Source organism: Marinomonas sp. UCMA 3892, assembly GCF_012726345.1.
In the GTDB taxonomy this organism is placed as follows: domain Bacteria; phylum Pseudomonadota; class Gammaproteobacteria; order Pseudomonadales; family Marinomonadaceae; genus Marinomonas.
On the sequence record NZ_PTXN01000005.1, the window covers coordinates 171149 to 193333 of the forward strand.

A 22185-nucleotide genomic window follows, 5' to 3' on the forward strand; every position below is an offset into this window, starting at 1 on the left:
ATGAGTAAAGGGGGGCGTATGCCCCCCAAATTAATAGAGTAGATAATGTCAGATTTAGAATGGATATACGGCATTCATGCCGTGGAAAATGCCTTAAACCAACAGCCAGAACGTATTAAAGAAGTACGTTTTCAAGAAGGCCGTGACGATAAGAAAACTCAGCGTTTAATGCAGCTTTGTAAAGCCAATAAAGTACGCCATAGCGTGGTCGCTCGCCGTGATCTTGATCAGTTATTTACGTCAAATAAAGATCGTGTGGTTCACCAAGGCGTGGTTGCTTATACCGCGATGAGCAAAGCGGGTAACGAAGCCGACTTGCATACTTTGGTAGCTGGTTTAGATGAAACGCCGCTGATCATTATTTTGGATGGCGTGACCGATCCTCACAATCTAGGTGCTTGTTTACGAAGTGCCGATGCCGCTGGTGCCCATGCTGTTGTGATGCCTAAAGATAATTCTGCTCCGCTAAATGCTACTGTAAGTAAAGTAGCTTGTGGTGCCGCTGAAAGCATTCCTGTGTACGCGGTGACAAACCTTGCTCGCACCATGAAGAAGTTGCAGGACCAAGGTGTGTGGATCTTTGGCACTGCTGGTGAAGCGACACAAACCATTTATGAGCAAGATTTAACCATTCCGACGGCCATTGTTATGGGCGCAGAAGGTGACGGTATGCGTCGCTTGACTCGTGAGCAATGTGATTATCTTGTGAAACTGCCTATGGCTGGTGTGGTTTCTAGTTTGAATGTGTCTGTAGCGACAGGTGTTTGTCTCTACGAAGTGGTGCGTCAGCGCGCTGTTAAGGCCAAAGGTTAAGGGGCATCAAGCCTTGTTTGAGCAGTTTAATATTCAAGCTCCTTCAGCTGATATTGCCGAAGAGTTGCAACGCAAAATAGATAACAAAACTAAGCCCTTAGGTGCCTTAGGCGAGTTGGAAGGCATTGCTTTTCAGCTGGGTAAGATTCAGCAAACGTTAACACCTGATACCTCAAAAGCTAAGATGATCATCTTTGCTGCTGATCATGGTGTTGTTGCTCAGGGCATTAGTTTATTTCCTCAAGAAGTCACACCGCAAATGGTGATGAACTTCTTGATGGGTGGTGCCGCCGTGAGTGTTTTTTGTGAGCAACATAATGTGCCGCTGCGAATTGTTGATGTGGGAGTGAATGCAGAACTCGCTGCTCATCCTTTATTAGGTGCGCGCAAAGTAGCATTTTCATCTCAGGACTTTAGTCAACAAGCCGCAATGACGACACAGCAACTTGAACAAGCGATTCAAGCGGGTGTTGACGAAGCCAATTTTGCTATTGATGATGGCGTGAACTTGTTGATGTTTGGTGAAATGGGCATTGGCAATACCTGTGTATCTTCTTGCATGATGACTGCGTTAATTGGTGTGAGCGCTGCCGACAGTGCTGGACGCGGAACAGGATTGGATCAGGCTGGTGTTTCTCATAAAGCTCAGGTGATTGAGCAATCATTAAAACGTGCCGAGCAAGAAACCGGACAGCCAATGGCAAATTGGAGCGCCCAAACCCTTGCTGAGCAGGTAGGGGGCTTTGAAATTTTGGCGATGGCAGGTGCGATGTTGCAGTCTGCACAGCGCCAGACGGCCTTCGTGGTGGATGGTTTTATCTGTTCAGTGGCTTTGCTGTTTGCACAAAAAGTTGCCCCGAATGTGCGTGAATATGCGATTTTTGCTCATCAATCAAATGAAAAAGCTCATAAGTTGCTACTTGATCATTTAAATGCGGAACCTATTTTGTCTTTGGACCTGCGTTTGGGCGAAGGTTCTGGTGCTATTTTAGCTTATCCATTAATCAACAGTGCGTGTCTGTTTTTGAATAAGATGGCGAGCTTTGAAAGTGCTGGTGTGAGTGATTCTAAATAGCTTTCGATTTGCCAATAGAAATAACTAGACAAGCAGAAATAGAATGAAAGGCATGATTATCGGCACTTATTGGCAAGGTTTTAAACGTAGCCTTGCCACTTATACTCGAATCCCTTTGAAGGTGGATTGGAGTGATGAGATAGAGCACATCCCCGCGGTGTGCTTTTTGCCATGGATTGGTTTGGTGGTGGGCTTATTGAGTGCTTGGCCATTATGGTTTGATTGGTCGACCTCTTTGCAAGCGTTGGTGATGTTGTTGAGTGCTGTGTTATTAACCGGTGGATTTCATGAAGATGGTATGATGGACAGTTGCGATGGTTTGGTTGGCGGCTGGAATAAAGAGCAACGCTTGTCGATCATGAAAGATTCGCGCATTGGCAGTTATGCTGCCTTGTCTATTTGGTTTTCTTTGACACTCAAATGGTTATTGTTGAGTGAATTATTGCAGGTGATTCCAGACTCGTTTCTAGGTTTTGTTTATACCTTAAGTGGTTGGTGTGTTGTGCATATTGTTGCGAGATTCATACCTCTGGTTTTAATGAATACGCTTGATTATGTGACCATGGGACAAAGCAAAGCATCTAGTATGATTGCTAAGTTGAATCCTAGTCAGTGGTTAGTGGCATTGGCGCCATGTTTGCTGGTTGGTGTGTTGGCGTTTAATTTGTTCGATTTGATCCTCACCTTTATTTTGGCCGCCGTTTTAGTTTTTTTGATACGCCTTTATTTACGTAAAAAAATTGATGGTTTTAATGGTGATACCTTAGGAGCGAGCGAGCAGATAGGTGAAATATTGGTTGTTATGTGTCTGTTGGTATCTTATTCATGAAGCTTTATTTGATTCGACATCCAAGGCCAGAGGTTAAAAAAGGTCTTTGTTACGGGGATATGGATGTACCACTTGCCGAAGGTTGGGAGGAGGGAGCACAAGCATTAAAAAATGCTCTATCGATCGAATTTGATGGCGAGTCGAACGTATGTTTTCATAGCCCGTTAAGCCGAGCAGCACGATTAGCTGAACATATCGGTGATGGCAAATCACAAGTTGTTGATGCGCTAAAAGAGTTAGACTTTGGTGATTGGGAAGGGTTGTGTTGGCAAGATATTCCAAAGCAAGAAATAGATCTGTGGGCTGACGACATTGTGCGCTCAGCACCTTATAATGGTGAGTCTCTACAAGTTGTAGCAGATCGTGTTTGGCAATGGTGGCTTTCTGTGAAAGATATGCCGATGGAGAATTGCGTATTGGTTGCCCATTCTGGTGTTATCAAGGTATTTGTCAGCATGCTCTGTCAGTGGCCTTTGGATCAATGTCACCGAATAGATGTGGGTTTCAGTAGTTTGACGGAGTTTTCCATTCAGGAAGATTTTGTCATGCTAAAGCGTTTGGGTGCTGGTGATTGGGTATCTATTCAGTAGCGAGTACCTTTTAATGTTGGGCTTGGTATTCGCTAGGTCTTCTTAAGTTCGATTGAGAATCAATAAAAAATGTTGCTATATCTTTTGGGTATGTTTGGGATTGCTGCGTTTGCAATCACAGGGGTTATTTCGTCTGCTAAAAAAGACATGGATCTTTTTAGTGTCGTGTTTCTTGGTATGGTTACGTCATTGGGAGGCGGAACTATCCGAGACACTATTTTATCCGTGGAAACAGTTTATTGGGTAAAAGACACATCTTATCTGTGGGTAGCGTTTTTATTTTCGGCGTTGGCATTTTTTACTGTACGCTTTATTGAAGATAGACAAACGGTTTTTCATTATGCAGACTCATTTGGTTTGGCTTTGTTTACAGTTGTAGCGACAGAAAAGGTGTTGAGTTTAGGTTTTCCGCCAACCATTGCTATTACTATGGGGATTATTACCGGTGTGGCTGGTGGTGTTATTCGCGATATTTTGAGCTATCGTCCTCCCTTGGTTTTAGGGCGAGAGTTTTACGCAACTCCAGCATTTTTAGGTGCCTTGTTATTGGTGCTACTTGAAAAAAACGTCCCGACACATGAGTTTAACTCGATTTACGCTGTGGCTTTAGTCTTTATACTAAGGGTGTTTGCGATACATAAAGATTTGTATTACCCAAGTTGGTTGTTGTACAAGAAAAAGTAGTACAAGAAAAAATACAAGATGACATCAAAGAGACAAATTATGACGGATCTTTCTCCAGAGCAAAATGCAGAACAAGCAGAAAAGAACGAAGCGCGCTTGTTGAAGAAGAAGGCGGTTGTTGACGAGCGTATCGCTGCTGCGACGCAAGAACGTGGTGTCACCATCTTGCTAACCGGAAATGGCAAGGGCAAAAGCTCTAGCGCTTTTGGCACCATGGCTCGTGCTTTAGGGCATGGGCAAAAATGTGCGGTGATTCAGTTTATAAAAGGGCGTAAGGCTACCGGGGAACAATTGTTTTTTGGTTCTCATCCATTAGTCGATTTTCACGTTATGGGACATGGCTTTACGTGGGAAACACGTAATCCAGAGTTGGAAAAAGAAGCCGCAGAACAAGCGTGGGCCTTGGCTAAGAGTGTTTTGTCTGATCCCAGTGTACATTTTGTCTTGTTGGATGAAATTACCTACATGTATAAATACGGCTATTTAAACGAAGACGATTTGATTACCACATTAGCAGCGCGTCCAGCTCACCAAAACGTCATGATGACAGGTCGTACAGCGCCACGTGTCTTGTTAGACAGTGTTGATACGCACAGTAAAATTGGCAATGAACGTCACGCGTTTGCAAATGGTGTAAAAGCTCAAGTCGGAATCGAATGGTAGTTCGCATCGCGAGCTACTTTTTCTGATTCATTTTATTTCCCTCTCTTTAACTATCCTTTCTATCTACTGCTTTGATCCAAGCGGATTCTTCATAATGTAAAAAATACATAAAAATGAGATTTATTCTCAAATTATCTGGATTTTTCTAAATTCTTACGTGATAATGATTCTCATTAAGTTTTATTTGGCATCATGACATATCGTGGAGAAAACAATGCAAGACTGGGAGCGTTTAACGAGACAAGCTAATCGAGCTTATTCAAACCATGCTTTTACTGATGCTGTCGATTTAAATCGACAAGCATTGATGCAAGCTGAGCGTTCATTCGATGAAGATTTCTATCGAGATGCTGAATCTGCTGTGGCGGCCGCAGCTGTGAGTTTTTTGAATATTGCCGAATCTTATACCGCTCTGGGTGACTTTATTTCTGCCAATACTCAATTTGAAAGCGCGGTAAATTTCTTACAAACCATTATTGCCCGACCTGATATGGATGATGAACAGCGTGATCTCATTATGAGAACGGCAACTCATATTCGTTTTGAGTGGGATTTGTTTACTCAAAGTTATAACAAAGAGATGTCTGCGCAAAGTAGAGTCTTGATGCAGTCTTTGTCTAACGTGGTGGCTATGCCTGCTTCTATGATTCACCATTAATTTTCAGTTATTAAAGCAAGGAGTGATGATATGAAATTGATTATTGCAGCTATGTTGTCAGGTACTTTGCTTTTTATAAGTCAAATTGTACGGGCGCATCCTGGCCATGATCATACTCACTGGTCGAGTGAGTTAATTCATACGCTAACGATATTTGCAGTGGGGGGAATTATTGTCGGTGGTTTTGTTTATAAGCAATTACTACGTCGTTGCAAACAACTTGAGAAAGAGGATATTGGTCATGATGCATAGTGTGATAAAAACATTAGATAAAGTGATCGGATTTAAAACCGCACAGGCCCATTGTGATATTCCGTGTAAAATTTATGATCCTTCTGCTGCTCAATTAGCGGCGCTGAGCTGTGTTCGTCTTATGGACCTAATTAAAGAAGTAGAGGAAAAAGCGTCTTTAGGTGTGGCTGATTTTGCCCAGATCTCTCGTTTGGTAAGCGAAAAAGAGTCAGCTTGTGCAGAAGTGAAAGAAGCTGTTCGAATTATTTGGGGAGATTATTTTAAAGCGCCGCAATTTGAGCAAGTTCCTAATGTCCATGACTTAGTTCATTCCATCATGTTGCAAGCTTCAAAGTGCAAACAGGGAATTGATCGCGTAGAAGGGGAGAAGTTGGTTACTTTGGTGAATAACTTTGCAGAAGCCTTTTGGTTTACGAAAGACGTTCTAACTTATCGAGCACCTTGTCCTTATCCACCTATGTTAGATGTGATTTATCCAGATTTGAAAATTAAAAACCGCGCTTGAAAAAATTAATCTAATAAAGAAATTGCATAAGGGAGGGATCATGCTTCACTTAATTAAGGTGCAAGGCGAGAGTATGGCTCCATTTTTAAATGATGGGGATTTTGTATTTACCAGCCGTTGGCATAAAAAACTCAAAATAGGCCATCTTGTTGTAGTTGATCATGCTTTGTACGGTTTTATTATCAAAAAAGTATTGCACATAGCCCCAGATGGTCAGCTTTGGCTAGGGGGTGAAAGCAATAAAAGTCTGCAATCAGAACGGATTGGGTGGGTGTCTCCAAGGCGTGTTGTGGGAAAGGTCATTCACCGAATTTGTGCCACATAATTAGGTGTACATAAAATAAGACAGTTTTAGAAAACTAGCTAAAAATTGCTTTCTGTTTTGATATTGGTCTTAGACCTGTTTTTCTCTAAAATCCACGCCCCTGAAATACCAATAATTGATTTACCCAAAGAGAAATACATGTCGATAGCAGAACTACCAAAAATGAAAAAACATACTCGTCTTGAGGATGTTCAAGCAGTAATTCTTGGCACCTTGATCATTGCATTAGGTGTGAACCTTTTCACTCATGCCGGTTTGTTAACGGGTGGTTCTGCTGGGTTGGCTTTCTTGATGAAGTATTCAACTCCTTTGACTTTTGGTCAGGCTTTTTTCTTGATAAACCTTCCTTTCTATATTTTGGCGATCCTACATTTTGGTTGGGAATTCACCATTAAAACTTTCCTTTCAGTATTTTGTTTGTCGGTTTTTGCTGATATCACGCCTATGCTAGTTACTTTTGATAAGGTTAACCCATTTTATGCCAGTATTGCAGGTGGCTTTTTGATGGGGGTAGGCTTTTTAATGCTATTCCGCCACAATGCTAGTTTAGGTGGCATGAATATTTTGGCGCGTTATTTAGCTGAAAAATATGGTATTTCCATGGGGAAATTCCAGATGGCTGTTGATTGTATGATTGTGATGTTGTCTGTTTTTGTGGTGGATTACACCTTAATCATTATCTCGTTTGTCGGCGCCATTGCTTTAAATATGATTATCGCAGTAAACCATAAACCAGGGCGTTACATGGGGAATGTTTAAGCCGTTTCATAAACATCTATTTAAGAGTAGTTTTTATTGTAGTGGCATAGTGTAGTGGTCAAGTAAAACTGGCCATCGCTTTGTATAATGCAACTTGGCAAAATTACCTTCTTTTTTTTCAAAGAGTTGGTAGTGTATTAATGCTATTGCTGACTGTGTCTTTTTCAAGGACGTTTACCGTAGAAGGCATTACTTAGTAGATTATGTATAGCATTTGCTTCTATAGGTCGAGGATTCCAATAAGGCGAGGCGCAGGCTATTTCGACAGCTAAATTTATATCAGAAGCATTCATTCCTATTTCTTTGAGAGATGTTGGAGCGCCATGTTGAGCTGCTAGATCGTAAAGACCTTGTGCAGCATTACTAACCCCTAATGCTTTGGCGACTTTTGCCATTACTTCAGTTGTAGCGCTCTCGTTGTAGGCTACTGCATGGGGAAGAATTACAGTGTGCGTTTCGGCATGAGGAAGGCCAAAACTACCGCCTAGTGTATGACAAAGCTTATGATGAATAGACATCCCTACTGCCCCAAGACACGTACCACAAGCCCATGCACCGAATAAAGCATCAGAGCGAGCTGAGTTATCTAGTGGAGAATGGTAGATAACCGGAATTGCATGTGCCAAAGCTTCTATTCCTTGTTCGGCTAACATAGAGATAAGAGGATTGGCGTCTTTAGAATAAAGGGCTTCGATAGCATGAGCTATCGCATTCATTGCTGATGTGATTGTTATAGCTACCGGTAGCGTTTTAGTTAACTCTACATCATAGATAATGACTTCAGGTAATACCTTAAGGGTGCGCTGAGTTGTTTTCACTCCATTTTCAGTTTGACCAATGATTGGAGTCGCCTCTGAACCTGCGTAGGTCGTTGGAATAACTATTTGTGGTAGGTTTGTATGAAGAGCTATTGCCTTTGCTAAACCTATAGTGGAACCGCCACCGATGGCAATTATACAATCGGCTTTAGTTTCCATTACTATTTTCAGTGCGTCATTTGTTACTGTGGTAGGAGTGTGCATCGCTGCACCATTAAAGCAACCTACGGAAAACTCTCCTAGTAGATTAGAAACTTGACTGGCTGCCTTATGTTGGCCTGCTGTAGATAAGACTAGTCCGCGATTTTTTCCTAGCAGTCTTAGTTCGTCTTTAATTTGATATAAAGTATTGGAGCCAAAAATCACGCGTGATGGAAGAGCGTTGTAAACAAAAGGTTTCATGAATTATATATCTCTATATAGTTGAAATAAGTCAGGAGAGACTACTCTTATTGCTCTAAATCTAATGCTTGGTCTTCTAGTCTATCTATTTGGGGCATTGCCTCTGATATGGAAAAAATTTGAAGGTTCAACCGGTAAGGACTTAATTGAAACCGTAATGGGGCAAAAAGTATTTAATGAATAAATAAAAAAGTGCCTATTTATGAAGCGGCAGAAGTGACCCCATAAAGTTAGGCACTTTTTTATCAAGAAAATACTTACATCAGTATCATAAAGGTTCCAGCAATCGCAATACCGGAAATCCCTAGCCAAATAACTAAATACCCCATTATGTCACGTGCAGAAAGCCCTGCTACACCTAATAATGGTAACGCCCAAAATGGTTGAATTTGATTTGTCCAACCGTCTCCCCAAGTAAAGGCCATAATGGTTAGGGCCGGATCTGCTCCCAATTCATAGGCCGCTTGCATCATAATTGGACCTTGAATCGCCCATTGGCCACCACCTGATGGAATAAAGAAGTTCACAATACCTGCGCATAAGAAGGTAAGTACTGGAAATGTCTTGACTGTTGCGACCGATATAATGGCATTGGAAAAAATGGTGACTAATCCGGCTTTGGTCATCATGCCTGCTATGCCTGCATAAAGTGGGAACTGAACGATGATGCCTCGCCCAGCTTTTACCGCTAATTCAGCTGCATGAAGGTAAGATGCGGAGTTTCTATGAAGTATTAATCCAAGCGCCAGAAAGATTAAAATCATGCTGTTTAGATTAAGACTAAAGCTGCCGTTTATGATCTTAGCGATTAAATAACTTGCGGCTAATAAACCTAAAAACAAAGTGGGTAGTCGGCTGTGCTCGATCCAGTCAGAAAAGCACATTTTTCCCTCAAATGCTTTTATTTCAACATCTTCATCTTCCTTATCGTCCAGCAAAATGATCTCTTTTGGTTGCTTCTGTAGCATAAAAAAGGCAATCAATAAGACTAAAAGGATGATGGTTAGCACTATATTCCAGCTTGAATATAGCGTTTGTGATACAGGAACAATCCCGATTGATTTCTCCATAAAGTGGCCAGGAGTAGCAATAACTAAAGGGATGGAAGAAGAGGGGCCACGTACTAACTCGCCACCATAAGCTGCGGCGACAATAAGAGGGAAATGTACTTTTACACTACGTCCCATTGCTCTTGCTAAAATGGCACCTGCCACCATACCAAAGCCCCAGTTTAGGTAATAGCAAACGAAGCTAACTAAGATGGTAAGGGCTAAGGCTTGTTTGGGGGTGCTGGCCTGTTTTGCCAAAGTATTGAGGGCTTTTTTTACAATTGGCGTCATTGCTAGAACATAGCCAGTTAATAAGACTAGAACCATTTGCATACCGAAGGTAAATAATTTGGAAAATCCATCTCCCCAATAACCAACCATAGCCATGGGGCTTTGGCCAGCAATAGCAATTCCTAATACGAAGGTGATAGCTGTGAGTATGACAGCGAGTACAAAAGCACTTGGCAAGTATCGCTGTACAATACGCACGGAAAAATTGGTTATTGCTTCCATAATATTATTCTCTTTTTATTAGATGGTTATGTATCAATAAAAGTGATGGCTATAGTAATTTGTGTTCGCAATGCGAATTTATCTTTGTTATGCGAACAAATTTAATCAATGTAACGGTTTTGATCAAGGTTAAAAGTAAATTAATTTAAAATAACTTTTTGTCAGTAGCTCACTTTGGTTGTATTTCTTGTTTTTTTGTATGGAAGCTCCTTCGTTTTATGGTGCCTTAAAGTAATAAAAATGGTGAAGCTCAGCCTCTTAGTGTTCTTTATGCTCCACAGGTTGCTCTTAAGGGACTATCAGAGTCGAAACCAATAGTTAATGTTCTGTATTTTTATCATTTTTGTGTCTTCTGGTTGCTTAACTCATGCTGGCGTTTCCTAACTGAGCCTCGCTCAGGTATTATTACGCCAATCAAAAAGACAGAGGAAAAGAGTTTGGAATTACTCAAAGTAGACAACCTTAACCCCTACCTAGATGATCTTGTCGAGTTGTTATGCGATGCCGTCGATTCAGGTGCGCCAATTGGTTTTTTACCGCCAATGAGTGAATCCGAAGCTAAAGCTTATTGGTTATCTATTAACGATGATTTGCAAGCCAATGCCCGCCAAGTTTTATTGATCCGTGAAGACGATAAAGTAGTTGGTAGTGTGCAAATTGCCATGTCACCAAAAGCCAATGCATTACATCGTTGTGATGTGGAAAAGCTAATGGTTCACACTCAAGCAAGAGAACATGGCTTGGGTGGTATGCTGATGCAAGGTGTTGAGCGCGTTGCAGCATCGATGCAGCGACAGTTACTAATGCTTGAAGTTAGAAGCGATGACATAGCTCACGACATGTATGTCAATATGGGCTATATTCCGTTTGGTGAAGTGCCTGGTTACACTCGTAGTGCAAACGGTATGTTGTATAATGCGACGTTTTTCTACAAAGAAATTGAAACCACCCACGAAGTATTCTCTTAAATTTAATTAACAAAGCCATAGGCGATACCCTTGAGACTTGATTTTTATTTATCCCACGTGACCGAATTGGCACGTAAAGCTGCAAAAATTGCAGCATCAAAAGGCCGTGTAACTGTAAATGGTGAAGTGGTTAAAAAAGCCAATTACACCGTACAAGAAGGGGATCAGATTTGCCTAGATGATATCCTTTTGGCATGGCCATCTGAGGGATACTATTTACTGCATAAACCTGCGGGTTATGTGTGTGCAACCCAAGATCCAGATCATCCAACGGTGTTGGATCTTTTACCTTCGCATCTAGGGCAAGAATTGAAAATCGTTGGTCGTTTGGATAAAGACACCACTGGTTTACTGCTTCTAACCACAGATGGTCAATGGCTGCATCGAATTACCTCACCGCGTAATGCTTGTAACAAACGCTACCGTATGATGTTAGCGGATCCAATTAGTGATGAAGATTTGAAGCAATTGGAAGAAGGTGTGATGTTGAACGGCGAGTCACAACCAACACTACCTGCGATCGCAGAACGTATTAGCGATTGTGATATTTACTTGACGATTCAAGAAGGCAAATATCATCAAGTAAAACGCATGCTGGCTGCCGTTGGTAATAAAGTGGAAGAGCTTCACCGCGATCAAATTGGTCTGTTGTCACTGGATGCAGATATTCAAGCTGGTGAGTTTCGCGAATTAACCGAAGAAGAAGTTGCTTACTTTTAATAAAGAGATTAAATGATGAAAGAATTATCAATGGAAGAACGCGTTCAACTGTTAGTTGCGCCTGACAGCGAACGTTTAGCGTATTTTGTTGAGCAAGCAAAAGCCACAGAGCTAGTCTGGAGTTTAAGCAACGAAGAAGGTTTCGTCATGGTTGAAACTGACGATGGCGATTGTGTGATGGTTTGGCCAGATGCAGAATTTGCCAGCCAGTGGGCTATTGAAGATTGGGACGACTGTGAGCCTGTGTCTGTTTCCCTTGAGACGTTTAAAACAGAATGGCTACCAAGTCTTGCGGCAGACAAGATTACTGTAGCTGTTTTTCCAAATATTGAAGACGAGGGTAAGCTATCGACAGCGGAAGAGTTAACTGCGCTGTTGGCTTAATCCATTAGAAATTAAAACAGCTCCTCTCCAGACCTCTTTTTGAAGATAAAGGGAGGGAACTTAATCGCTCACTAATTTGAAGCAAAGGGATAGAGCTTCAAAGAGAGGGTTAATTTCTTTCTTCTATATTAGGAAGATAGAGAGGGAATGTCTGGTTATTAGAATATCTTTCCAAATTAGGACTTAACTCCCCCATGAGCAAACGTCAAAATCACCGTGAAGAAGTCTTTGTTAAAATATTAGAAGCCGCTGAAATTGAATTCGGCTTAAAAGGCTATAACGGTGCCAGCCTTCAGCACATAGCTGAACGCGCAGGTTTACCCAAGCCAAATATTATTTATTACTTTCAATCTAAAGCTAACTTGTACAAGCAAGTACTTGATCAGACCTTGATGGGTTGGAATGATTTGTTTGATAAGGCGACTATCAACGATGATCCAGCCGCTGTATTGGACAGTTTTATCCGCGTTAAACTTAAGCAAAGCTTTGATAAAGGGGTTGCTTCTCGTTTGTTCGCTATGGAAGTGATTGGTGGAGCACTGCACATTGGCGACTACCTAAAAGAAGAGTTACAGCCATGGTTTAAATCTCGCGTGGCTTTGCTGCAATCTTGGATGGATGCAGGAAAAATGCGCCAATGCGATCCCGCTAGTGTCATCTACATGATTTGGGCAACCACTCAGCATTATGCAGATTTTGAAGCGCAAGTCTTAGCCTTAAGTGGAATTAAGTCTTTGGGAGATGAAGACCTACAACGCATCGGTGATACCGTGAGCGGTATTATTCTAGCCGGTTGTGGTCTAAGTCTACCTAAAACGAATTAAAACCTGCTATTTCGCGTCTTCTCTCAATTGATGAATATGTTGAACCAAAGCCCGTAATTTTGCGGGCTTTGCAGGTTTCGCCATGTAGGTAATGTTCTGTTGCTTACATTGCTCAACTAATTCAGGATCGCGTAGGGCGGTGATCAATACAGCTGGAATGTTTTTTCCAACACGAGCTCGAAGTGCTTTAATCAAAGATAAGCCATCTTTATCCCCATCAAGATGATAATCCACTAATAGTAACTCTGCTTCTCCTTCTGCCTCTAAGGCATCATTAAAGCGGTTAAAGGTTCGACAATCACATTGCCAATGAGTTAATAGAGTATTCATGGCGTTGAGGTTATTTTTATCGTCGTCAATACACCAAACATAGCAATGAGCCAGTTTTTCTTGCGGTGTAATTGTGACTTGGGAAGTTGAGAAATCAATAATGTGATCACTTTGAGCCAAAGGAATACCGATGCTAAAACAGCTACCTTTGCCAGGTATAGAATGTATTTCGGTACCTAAGCCTAGTTGTTTCTGCATCCGACGAACTAACCCTAGTCCTAATCCCATGCCGGGCTCTTGGGTATTTTCCCAGCGATAGAAGTCATCAAATATATTCTTTTGCTCGGTGGCTGGTATGCCAACACCCGTGTCCCATACTTGTAAATACACGACGCCAGCACGTGGTCTTACGCTTATTAATACGCGTCCTTTTTGCGTGTACTTCACCGCGTTAGAGACAAAATTTTGAATGATTCGGCGTAAGTAAATAGGATCTGTATGAACTCTAAAAGGCCTTAAATGTGTGGTTAAACGGATGTTTTTACTGTCTGCGATAACTCCAAATTCAGCAACAATAGGCGCGAGAATATCTTGCAGATTACAATCCACTAACTTGGGTTGAATGGCACCTTGGTCTAGGCGGGCGATCTCTAGTAGGGTTGAGATAAGTGCTTCGGTTGATTCTAGTGAATCGGATAATTTTTCAATGACTTGGTTGGTGTTGTCTGGCAGCTCTGTGGATTGCAAAATCCCCATATAGAGCTTGGCGGCGTTTAATGGCTGTAAAATGTCATGGCTGGCTAAGGCGAGGAATTCTGTCTTTGACGCATTGGCTTGCTCGGCTTCTGCTTTGGCGCTGATCAGGGCTTTTTCAGCCTGATTTCGTCGTTCTATCTCTTGCATGAGTTCGTGGTTAACGCCTTGCACTTCTACCGTACGAGCTTCGACACGCTTTTCTAAGTCTATGTTGGCTTCTTTTAAGGCCTGCTGGCTCTCTATGTGCTCTGTAACATCTGTAAAGCTGGTTACAAAGCCTCCGTCAGGTAGAGGATTACCCACCATTTCGATGACACGACCACTTGCTCGACGACGTAAGAATCGGTGCGTGCTACCTTTTTTAAGATGCTCTAAACGCTTGTTAACCAGTTCTTCTATGTCACCTACGCCACACTCTCCGCGTTCAGCATTAAAGCGGATTAGCTCTTCCACAGGCAACCCAACAGTTAACATGCCTTCTGGATAAGGATAAAGAGACAGGTAAGTTTTGTTCCAAGCCACAATGCGCAGGTCTTTATCGACCACACTAATGCCTTGGTCTAGATTATCCATGGAAACGAAAAGTAAGTTTTGGCTGAACTGGATGGCTTGGGTGGTTTCATCTAAGTAAGTTACCATTTCTTCTACCTTGATTTGTTTATCAATCAAGATGGAATTAATGATGGTACGAGCCGAAGAACCGCCTAATACACCACCTAAAATGCGTTCGCAGTAGTCAACAAATAAACGATTTGGAGATGCATTTGGTGGGATGGTTTGGCTGTAATCTTGTTCAAAATTCGACAGAACTTGCTGGCTCTTTTGTTTACCTAAAAAAGTTTCCAGCAAAACAAAAAAATCGCCATTAGTGGCCTTGCTTTTGGGTTTGAAAAAGCCTTTTTCCAGCTCTGTGGTTGGGCTAACAAAGGCGGTGGCTTGGATTCGGTCAATTAAGCGCTCGGTGGATAATAAAGAGCCGACCACATAGCCAAAAATATTCGCTAGTAAACTGATAAAAGCGCCATAGCTAATAAGTTCTGAGCGCGATTGGGCACTCTCTAAGTCCCAATCCATATTGCCTGTTAGAGGCAGCATCATGAGTAATACCCAACACAAAAAACCGAAGGTTAAGCCGGTATAAACTCCGTGGGCATGGGCGCGCTTCCAATAAAGACCACCTAGTACCGCAGGCATAAGCTGTAACACGAGAGAGAAAGCCAATATGCCTGTGTTTGCTAATGACTCAGCATTGGCCATTTTTTGATAATACAAAAACGATAACAACAATATCCCCATCATGGCTAAGCGGCGAATCAACAATATTCGACGACGATATAGAGGTAAGGCTTGTTGCTGCGCGCTGGCTCGCGCCAACATCAGAGGTAAGATTACGTCGTTACTGATCATGATGCTTAGGGCAAAAGTAGCGATGATAATCATCGCGGTAGTAGCCGACATTCCACCTAGGAAAATTAACATTTGTAAGGGAAGGCTGTCAGACGTTAAGGCGAACTGAATGACATAGGTATCAGGGTTTATATCAGCAGAGAAAAGATTTTGACCTGCAATGGCTATTGGTGGGATGAGGACTGCAAAAATCAGTAAATATAAAGGGAATAACCAACGCGCCATGTTGGATTGACGATTATTTTGATGGTCAACTACGGTGACATGGAACTGGCGAGGCAAGCAAATCACCGCCGCTGCCGACATGAAGGTTTGCATTAGAAATGTGAAGGATAAAAACTGCTCTGGGTTCCATACCGTGAAATCGACATTTTTGCTGAGTTTGTTTATATCAAACTCTTGAGTCATAAGAACCGCAACAATACCTACTGCGACAATGGAAATCAGTTTAAATAAGGATTCAGCCCCAATTGCTAGCATCATACCTGAACGATATTCAGTAACTTCGACTTTTCGAGTGCCAAATAGCATGGCGAAAATACCAATTAAAATAGTCGCCACTAAGACAACAAGACTGGTTGAAGACTCATCCTGATTGACAAAAAGTGCAAAGTTCGAGCCGATGGCTTTTAGCTGTAAGGCAATGTAAGGAATCACCGCGAGCATACTAATCAGTATGACCAAAGGTGCGGTCATTGGGCGTTTGCCATATCGAGAAGAGATAAAGTCAGCAATAGAAGTAATATTTTGTTTACGGCTAACCGTAATCATTTTTCTGAGTACAGGAAAGGCAAATAAATACAGTAAAATTGGACCAAGAAGAATAGGTAAATAACTCCAGCCTGATCGTGAAGCCTCACCAATCGAACCGTAAAACGTCCAGGCTGTACAATATATAGCCAGAGATAAACTGTAGACGAGCGGATGACGAGTCAGTTTTTTTGCTGTTGGACTTTCTTTGTCGCCCCAAATGGCGATCCAGAATAGACCGAGAACATACAGAATGGCTAACAGAATCCAGAAAACAGTCATTGAATAAATCACCTGAACTTAGGCTGATACGTCATTATTGTTTGTCTTAAGACTTTTGGGTCTTATTTTTATATAAATGTAACATAGCCGATACAACAATCCTCTACGACTTAGGTCGTGTAATTCATTAGGAAGGTTGTTTTGCTAAGAGACTCTTGCAGACTAGAAACTAATGCTAAACTTGTTTTTCTTCAGTTGACTACTTATTAACGTTAGGCGGTACGATGACCCAACTTCCTTTAAATGACGATATCAAAGCGTTCCATGCGCATCTCTATTACACAGACGAAGCGGGTGTTGAAATGGCCAAGGACGTGGCAAAGAAAGCTAGTGAGCTGTTCGAAATTCGTGTTGGGCGTTTCCATCAAAAGCCAGTAGGGCCACATCCAGTTTGGAGCTGTCAGCTTTCATTCGCTACAGAAACCTTTGGTAAGATCGTTCCATGGTTGATGTTAAATCGCCAATCATTGGACGTGTTTGTGCATCCACTTACAGGCAATGAGTATGTCGATCATACTCAAGGTATTAGCTGGCTGGGTAAATCTTATGAGCTGGATGTCTCCCAGTTCATATCATCAAGTGAATGAGTTTTATGCAAACTGATGAATAAATGGAGTAGTAAGAAGCAATGGAAATCCGATTAGCTGATATAGAAGACGCCAATGCTATTGCCGATGTAGCTGCCGCATTAGGTTACCAAAATACGGTTTCAGAAGATCTTGCTATAAAGCGTCTTGAGCGATTACTTGCATCTAGCAATGACAAAATCTGGGTCGCTGAATTCAATGGACAACTGATTGGTTGGCTGCACGCTCAGCATGCCTTTCGATTGGCTTCTGCGGATTTTATAGAAATCCTAGGTTTGTCCGTTGCGGATCAAGTAAGATTAAAAGGCGCGGGGCGAGCTTTGGTCGAAAAAGCAAAAGAATGGGCTTTAGGTGAGAAGATAGTATTACGAGTTCGTACCAATGACACACGCGATGGCGCGAAAAAGTTTTATGCCTCGTTAGGTTTTACGACTACAAAAATTCAATCTGTCTTTCAACTTTAGGATTGACCTGCAATTTTAGGATTAACTCGCTGATCAAATTTCGCTTTAAATTTGATCAGCTCGGATTATTTTTGCGTTTTTTTCAAAATATTTGTCAAATATCCCTTTAAAAATCGTCGAACGTACCAAACTTCTAGGGTTATACGGTAGTTATTGAGCTTATGGGACGTTATCATAATGCCACAAACTACTGTTTGGGTTCGTGTTGTGGCGGTGTAACGCTTATTGTTGAAATGTAAGATTTGCTTGTATCAAGCGCTCGTTCCCTCATTATTTATTATTGGTTCATTAGGAGAATACAATGCAAATCACAGAAAACACCGTTGTTAGCATGCACTACACGTTGACTGACGAACAAGGCCAAGAACTAGATTCTTCCGTTGGTCAGGAGCCTTTAGTGTTTCTAAGTGGCGCTCAAAACATCATTGATGGTCTAGATAAAGCGCTTCAAGGCAAAGCCGCTGGCGACAAGCTTGCAGTTTCTGTTGCTCCTGAAGACGGTTACGGTGCTGTTCATGAAGAATTGATTCAAAAAGTACCGACTGAAAATTTCCAAGGTGTTGATGAAATCCAAGTTGGCATGCAATTCATGGCACAAACTCCAGGCGGCCAACAGCCAGTAACCGTTATCGCAGTAGAAGACGATGGCGTGATGCTAGATGGTAACCATCCTTTGGCGGGTAAAACATTGAACTTTGATGTTGAAATCATTGAAGTTCGTGAGGCGTTGGCTGAAGAACTAGAGCATGGACATGTTCACGGCGCTGGTGGCCATCACCACTAAGCACTAAATAAATAATTAAGCGGCTTCTGATTTATGTTTCAGAAGCCGTTTTTTTTGCATTTAATAATTTGATAGTTAACTTTGCGAAGTCTCTACTTTGTCAAACTCCTAGAAAGGCAGAAAGATAAGTGTTTAAATATCGCCCAAATCTACATTGTGGCGATTTTGCTACTTGTTTAATAATGCACCGCAATCTAAAAGGGACTTGAGATGAAAAAGACGTTATCTGTGTTTTTACTTTTTTTAAGCCATTCCGTTTTCGCGTTAGACTTGGCTAAATATCCAACGGAATTAACTTCTGGCGAAGGTGTAAACGTCGTCATTGCGCCGACCACTGACAATAAACAGGCTTTGGTGAAAGTAACTGGTGTGAATCACGAAATTGATGGCGTGGTTTTTCTTACCGAAATTAACAAACAGGGCGATGATCAAAGGCTCAAATACACCTTTGACGGTTCAAAAAGATCGTTGATTTATATCGCTAATAACTACGGCTGTTGCTCTTATACCTTATATTTGCCAGACACCAAAGATGGTATTTACCTTGGCAAAAAAGATGAAGTGAAAGCGGATACCGTTCAAGCCATTTCTGCACTTTATGACCAGCAATTAAAGCAAGGTGTGCAAGAAAAATTAGCGATGTTTAATCGTGAAAAACATTTAGCGTATCAAAAAAACAAAATACAAGAAGCCGATGACAATGTCGCTAAGCAGTGTGGTACAGAGATACCAACCAAAGTAGATTGGAATAAAATCTCTGACAGTGATTTGGGTACTTATGCCATTGCCGCTTATTGCGCACAAGTATCATCAAAAGTGGCTGATCAATGCGCAGCAAAACCAGCCTTCAAAGAAACAGCAAAAGATTTTAAAGCGATTAGCTGTGACTTTACCGATGAGCTTAAGTTACGACTTAATGATCAAGTATTGAATTTTAAAACCGCACCTAAAGCACCAAATCAAGGTCAGTTTATCGAGGCTTACTTAAACAACATGTAATCGCCTTTCAAATCAGAAAAGCACTGCGCACGAGCAGTGCTTTTCTATACGGTAATTTTTATGTCTCATGATGCATTTTTTGTACTAAAAGACGCGGTTCTTTCCTGTCAGCATTGCGCTGATGTTCTGCCTTATCCCCCCAAGCCGATTCTGCAAATACACCCTAATGCAAAACTATTAATCGCTGGTCAAGCGCCAGGGCAAAAGACGCATGATATTGGTCGGCCGTTTGATGATCTAAGTGGAGATCGCTTACGTGAATGGTTGGGGTTATCTGCTGATGAATTTTACGATGAGCAGCAAGTCGCTATCGTCCCAATGGGGTTTTGTTTTCCTGGGAATAGTATTCATAAAAGCGGACCGTCAACTGGAAAGAAATCAGGTGATTTACCGCCACGTCCTGAATGCTCGATCAAATGGCGAGAAGCTGTGCTTAATCAGCTGACTAATATTGAGTTAACGATTGTCTTAGGCGCTTATGCTCAAGCCTACCATTTAGGTCAGTCTGGTAATGTGACTGAGCAAGTAAAGCAATGGCGTTATTGGCTAGAGCAAGGCAAATTAGTATTGCCTCACCCCAGTCCAAGAAACAATCGCTGGCTCAAGCAGAACCCTTGGTTTGAGTCAGATGTCTTGCCTGAGCTGAGATTGCGGATTAAAGGCTTACTTCGGTTTCTCTCGTCATAAGATAATGCTCTATGCCATCTTCCATATAGGGTTCGGATACTGTGATAAAACCGTGGGATTGATAAAAGCGTTCAAGATGAGATTGTGCGCCGATTTTAATCGGACTGTCTGGCCAAAGGTTAAGGGTTTCTTTAATCGCATTCGTCATTAGCACGTGACCTAATTTATCTTTACGGCTTTCTTGCGCAACTACCACTCGACCTATGCTGCTATGATCTGGATAACAATCACCTTTTGCCAAAAGTCTTACATAAGCGACCACTTTGTTATTTTGTAAGGCAAACAAGTGTCTCGTATTAGGCAGTGTATCCAAATTATCCATATCAGGAAAAACGCAGTTTTGTTCTACCACGAATACATCACTTCGAAGCTTCAGTAGGTCATATAAGGTGTAATTGGATAGCTCGCTAAATGCCTGACAGTGCCATGTGATCATTTCTTTTTTCCTATTCGAATCTGTTCAATTTTACTGGTCAATATTATGCCTAGGAAGCCACATTATAAACATGAAAGATGGCGCCTCCTCTGATAATCTGTTCTTTGTATTGTCATTTAGATACTCTGTAACCTCGTTGTTCAATATAAGGATGCAATTTTGGAACTAGACATATATCAAGTCGATTCATTCACTTCTGTTCCTTTTAAAGGTAACCCCGCTGGAGTATGCATAACAGAAAATGAACTTGATGAAAGTCTCATGTTTTCCATTGCGGAAGAAATGGCTGTTTCCGAAACGGCATTTTTATCTGTAAGTAACATGAGATTAAGATGGTTTACACCTAAGGTTGAAGTCAACTTGTGTGGGCATGGAACCTTAGCGGTTGCACATATTTTAAAGGAAAATGGCTTTGTTTCGTGTGGTGAAACATTGATGTTTGATACCTTGTCAGGTGCGCTATCGGTCACAGTACAAGATAAAACGATTGATATGGACTTTCCGTCAGCTACTATTAGCACTGTCGTTGATGATCATGCAACACTTTTAGAGCATCTTGGAATTAATCCAAATAACGTCGTGTTCTTTGGTCGCTTTGATGCAAAATTTATTATCGAAATTGACAGCAACGATAGGTTATTAGATTTAACCCCCAATTTTGATGGCTTAAAAGCATTACCGGGTCGTGGCGTTGTTGTTACCGCAAAGTCACCATCCAATGAAGTGGATTTTGTTTCTCGTTACTTTGCTCCTTGGGTAGGTGTGAACGAAGACCCTGTGACAGGTTCGGCGCATTGTGCCTTAGCGGTATATTGGCAGGGAAAACTGAATAAAAATAGACTTAAAGGTTATCAAGCCTCGGCTCGTGGTGGTTTTGTAGAAGTTGAGCTTTTAGATAATAAACGAGTGAAGTTGATTGGTTCAGCGGTAACGACATTGAAAGGGAAAATATGTATTAGCGAATGATTATCGAAAATATAGAAACAGAAAAAGGTAATTTCTTTATCGATAGGTTAAAGCAGGAAGGCTGGAAGTTGAAATCACAATACAGTCCTTTTGCCTTTGATAAAGGTATCGACTATGACTGCTATGAGTTGGTGTTGGGCAAGAAAACGATAGTGCTTGAATGGAATAATTGGTTTGAGTGGACACTATTCGGAAGTGAAGAGGTTGTTTGTGATTTGCAGGTACGGTTCTTTTTAAGTAAATGAATTTTTCCTTTAAAGATATATCAATTATTTTCTTCAATATTCATTAGAAATACGTTTTACTGATATCAATAAAATAATAAAAATAGAGGTCTGTAAAATGAAAACCATGCTTGAACACTTGTCCCAATATGCTTTTTACCACCAAGATCGTCGTAATGTTGCAACGCATTTTGTTGGCATTCCGATGATAGTTGTTGGAATTGCTGTTTTACTGTCTCGTCCACACTTTACCTTGCTCGACATAGTGTTCACGCCCGCTCTCATCATTGCCCTTGCCTGTAGTGTTTTTTATGTCCGCTTAAACAAAATGATTGGCATCGTAATGACAATATTGTTGGCTTTGATAATTGGGTTCGCCGAGTTTGTTGCAGTTCAAAGCACATTCGTATGGTTAATCACGGGGATTGGTTTGTTTGTCGTAGGTTGGATATTTCAATTTGTAGGGCATTATTTTGAAGGTAAGAAGCCGGCATTTTTGGACGATATTACAGGGTTGATTATTGGACCTTTGTTTGTCTTTGTTGAACTATTGTTTTTACTAGGGCTAAAACGGGATTGGCAACAAGCAATAGAACGTTCTTGCGAAAAACAAAATAAAGCTGAGAATAGCAAATAATTAAGATTGAAGTAGAATTGTTTGGAGCGGATTAGATAGATAAGGTAGGAACAGGAAGCGCTTAATGTTTTTATTCTAGCGCCATTTCCTTACAAGCCTGTTGGA

27 protein-coding genes are annotated in these 22185 nt (G+C 41.4%); 23 read left to right on the forward strand and 4 right to left on the reverse strand.

Annotation, left to right across the window (positions count from 1 at the left end):
- Positions 1 to 45: 45 nt before the first annotated feature.
- From rlmB to B6N13_RS08645, 11 genes are all read left to right on the forward strand, one after another.
- Positions 46 to 813, forward strand: a complete 768-nt coding sequence (gene rlmB / locus B6N13_RS08595) for a 23S rRNA (guanosine(2251)-2'-O)-methyltransferase RlmB (protein WP_169459087.1) — start codon at positions 46 to 48, stop codon at positions 811 to 813.
- 13 nt (positions 814 to 826) lie between these two features.
- On the forward strand, positions 827 to 1888 hold the full coding sequence (gene cobT, locus B6N13_RS08600; protein WP_169459088.1) for a nicotinate-nucleotide--dimethylbenzimidazole phosphoribosyltransferase: 1062 nt from the start codon (positions 827 to 829) through the stop codon (positions 1886 to 1888).
- A 43-nt stretch (positions 1889 to 1931) separates the two neighbouring features.
- Positions 1932 to 2717 carry an adenosylcobinamide-GDP ribazoletransferase gene (locus B6N13_RS08605; protein WP_169459089.1) on the forward strand — a complete coding sequence of 262 codons (786 nt, stop codon included), beginning with the start codon at positions 1932 to 1934 and terminating at the stop codon, positions 2715 to 2717.
- Complete coding sequence (locus tag B6N13_RS08610; RefSeq protein WP_012069125.1) at positions 2714 to 3307, forward strand: histidine phosphatase family protein; 594 nt, start codon at positions 2714 to 2716, stop codon at positions 3305 to 3307. Before B6N13_RS08605 ends, B6N13_RS08610 begins: the two co-directional genes overlap by 4 nt.
- 69 nt (positions 3308 to 3376) lie before the next feature.
- Positions 3377 to 3991, forward strand: a complete 615-nt coding sequence (locus B6N13_RS08615; RefSeq protein ID WP_012069126.1) for a trimeric intracellular cation channel family protein — start codon at positions 3377 to 3379, stop codon at positions 3989 to 3991.
- Between the two features lie 39 nt (positions 3992 to 4030).
- On the forward strand, positions 4031 to 4654 hold the full coding sequence (gene cobO, locus B6N13_RS08620; RefSeq protein WP_169459090.1) for a cob(I)yrinic acid a,c-diamide adenosyltransferase: 624 nt from the start codon (positions 4031 to 4033) through the stop codon (positions 4652 to 4654).
- A 214-nt stretch (positions 4655 to 4868) separates the two neighbouring features.
- Positions 4869 to 5312, forward strand: coding sequence for a tetratricopeptide repeat protein (locus B6N13_RS08625; RefSeq protein WP_169459091.1), 444 nt, complete (start codon positions 4869 to 4871; stop codon positions 5310 to 5312).
- Between the two features lie 30 nt (positions 5313 to 5342).
- Positions 5343 to 5564, forward strand: coding sequence for a hypothetical protein (locus tag B6N13_RS08630; protein WP_048813954.1), 222 nt, complete (start codon positions 5343 to 5345; stop codon positions 5562 to 5564).
- Positions 5554 to 6069: a superoxide dismutase, Ni gene (sodN, locus tag B6N13_RS08635; protein ID WP_012069129.1), complete on the forward strand. Its 516-nt coding sequence runs from the start codon at positions 5554 to 5556 to the stop codon at positions 6067 to 6069. The genes B6N13_RS08630 and sodN overlap by 11 nt, the downstream gene beginning before the upstream one ends.
- A gap of 22 nt (positions 6070 to 6091) precedes the next feature.
- The gene (locus B6N13_RS08640) at positions 6092 to 6394 is read left to right on the forward strand and encodes a S24/S26 family peptidase (protein ID WP_012069130.1); all 303 of its coding nucleotides are present in this window, start codon (positions 6092 to 6094) and stop codon (positions 6392 to 6394) included.
- A gap of 138 nt (positions 6395 to 6532) precedes the next feature.
- A complete protein-coding gene (locus B6N13_RS08645; protein WP_169459092.1) occupies positions 6533 to 7153 on the forward strand; it encodes a YitT family protein in 621 nt (206 codons plus the stop codon).
- Between the two features lie 164 nt (positions 7154 to 7317).
- Here B6N13_RS08645 and B6N13_RS08650 read toward each other — a convergent pair whose 3' ends face one another.
- Together B6N13_RS08650 and B6N13_RS08655 are read right to left on the reverse strand one after the other, a co-directional pair.
- The gene (locus tag B6N13_RS08650; RefSeq protein WP_169459093.1) at positions 7318 to 8373 is read right to left on the reverse strand and encodes a maleylacetate reductase; all 1056 of its coding nucleotides are present in this window, start codon (positions 8371 to 8373) and stop codon (positions 7318 to 7320) included.
- A 257-nt stretch (positions 8374 to 8630) separates the two neighbouring features.
- The gene (locus tag B6N13_RS08655) at positions 8631 to 9935 is read right to left on the reverse strand and encodes a TIGR00366 family protein (RefSeq protein ID WP_169459094.1); all 1305 of its coding nucleotides are present in this window, start codon (positions 9933 to 9935) and stop codon (positions 8631 to 8633) included.
- 437 nt (positions 9936 to 10372) lie between these two features.
- On the opposite strand from B6N13_RS08655, the gene B6N13_RS08660 reads away from it, so the two are divergent.
- The 4 genes from B6N13_RS08660 (at position 10373) to B6N13_RS08675 (ending at position 12831) form a co-directional block, all read left to right on the forward strand.
- Positions 10373 to 10903, forward strand: a complete 531-nt coding sequence (locus B6N13_RS08660; protein ID WP_169459095.1) for a GNAT family N-acetyltransferase — start codon at positions 10373 to 10375, stop codon at positions 10901 to 10903.
- 30 nt (positions 10904 to 10933) lie between these two features.
- A complete protein-coding gene (locus B6N13_RS08665) occupies positions 10934 to 11623 on the forward strand; it encodes a pseudouridine synthase (protein WP_012069135.1) in 690 nt (229 codons plus the stop codon).
- Between the two features lie 12 nt (positions 11624 to 11635).
- Positions 11636 to 12007 (forward strand): DUF2750 domain-containing protein, encoded by a 372-nt coding sequence (locus B6N13_RS08670; RefSeq protein WP_012069136.1) that lies wholly within the window; start codon positions 11636 to 11638, stop codon positions 12005 to 12007.
- 194 nt (positions 12008 to 12201) lie between these two features.
- Positions 12202 to 12831 (forward strand): TetR family transcriptional regulator C-terminal domain-containing protein, encoded by a 630-nt coding sequence (locus tag B6N13_RS08675; protein WP_169459096.1) that lies wholly within the window; start codon positions 12202 to 12204, stop codon positions 12829 to 12831.
- 6 nt (positions 12832 to 12837) lie between these two features.
- Here B6N13_RS08675 and B6N13_RS08680 read toward each other — a convergent pair whose 3' ends face one another.
- Positions 12838 to 16296, reverse strand: a complete 3459-nt coding sequence (locus tag B6N13_RS08680) for a PAS domain-containing hybrid sensor histidine kinase/response regulator (RefSeq protein ID WP_169459097.1) — start codon at positions 16294 to 16296, stop codon at positions 12838 to 12840.
- A gap of 224 nt (positions 16297 to 16520) precedes the next feature.
- Between B6N13_RS08680 and B6N13_RS08685 the strand changes: the two genes are divergently transcribed.
- The 5 genes from B6N13_RS08685 to B6N13_RS08705 all read left to right on the forward strand — a co-directional run bounded on the left by B6N13_RS08685 (position 16521) and on the right by B6N13_RS08705 (position 19817).
- Positions 16521 to 16883 carry a DOPA 4,5-dioxygenase family protein gene (locus B6N13_RS08685; protein WP_169459098.1) on the forward strand — a complete coding sequence of 121 codons (363 nt, stop codon included), beginning with the start codon at positions 16521 to 16523 and terminating at the stop codon, positions 16881 to 16883.
- 41 nt (positions 16884 to 16924) lie between these two features.
- Complete coding sequence (locus B6N13_RS08690) at positions 16925 to 17347, forward strand: GNAT family N-acetyltransferase (protein WP_169459099.1); 423 nt, start codon at positions 16925 to 16927, stop codon at positions 17345 to 17347.
- A gap of 301 nt (positions 17348 to 17648) precedes the next feature.
- Complete coding sequence (locus B6N13_RS08695) at positions 17649 to 18131, forward strand: peptidylprolyl isomerase (protein WP_012069141.1); 483 nt, start codon at positions 17649 to 17651, stop codon at positions 18129 to 18131.
- Positions 18132 to 18341: 210 nt separating this feature from the next.
- Positions 18342 to 19130 (forward strand): hypothetical protein, encoded by a 789-nt coding sequence (locus B6N13_RS08700; RefSeq protein ID WP_012069142.1) that lies wholly within the window; start codon positions 18342 to 18344, stop codon positions 19128 to 19130.
- 60 nt (positions 19131 to 19190) lie between these two features.
- The gene (locus B6N13_RS08705; RefSeq protein ID WP_169459100.1) at positions 19191 to 19817 is read left to right on the forward strand and encodes a uracil-DNA glycosylase family protein; all 627 of its coding nucleotides are present in this window, start codon (positions 19191 to 19193) and stop codon (positions 19815 to 19817) included.
- Here B6N13_RS08705 and B6N13_RS08710 read toward each other — a convergent pair.
- Positions 19786 to 20253, reverse strand: a complete 468-nt coding sequence (locus B6N13_RS08710; RefSeq protein ID WP_169459101.1) for a GNAT family N-acetyltransferase — start codon at positions 20251 to 20253, stop codon at positions 19786 to 19788. The two genes, B6N13_RS08705 and B6N13_RS08710, sit on opposite strands and share 32 nt — an antisense overlap.
- Positions 20254 to 20412: 159 nt before the next feature.
- On the opposite strand from B6N13_RS08710, the gene B6N13_RS08715 reads away from it, so the two are divergent.
- The 3 genes from B6N13_RS08715 to B6N13_RS08725 all read left to right on the forward strand — a co-directional run bounded on the left by B6N13_RS08715 (position 20413) and on the right by B6N13_RS08725 (position 22080).
- Complete coding sequence (locus B6N13_RS08715; RefSeq protein WP_169459102.1) at positions 20413 to 21219, forward strand: PhzF family phenazine biosynthesis protein; 807 nt, start codon at positions 20413 to 20415, stop codon at positions 21217 to 21219.
- Entirely contained in the window at positions 21216 to 21464 is a 249-nt protein-coding gene (locus tag B6N13_RS08720; RefSeq protein WP_169459103.1) for a hypothetical protein, read from the forward strand. The genes B6N13_RS08715 and B6N13_RS08720 overlap by 4 nt, the downstream gene beginning before the upstream one ends.
- A gap of 97 nt (positions 21465 to 21561) precedes the next feature.
- On the forward strand, positions 21562 to 22080 hold the full coding sequence (locus B6N13_RS08725; protein ID WP_169459104.1) for an Mpo1-like protein: 519 nt from the start codon (positions 21562 to 21564) through the stop codon (positions 22078 to 22080).
- Positions 22081 to 22185: the final 105 nt, after the last annotated feature.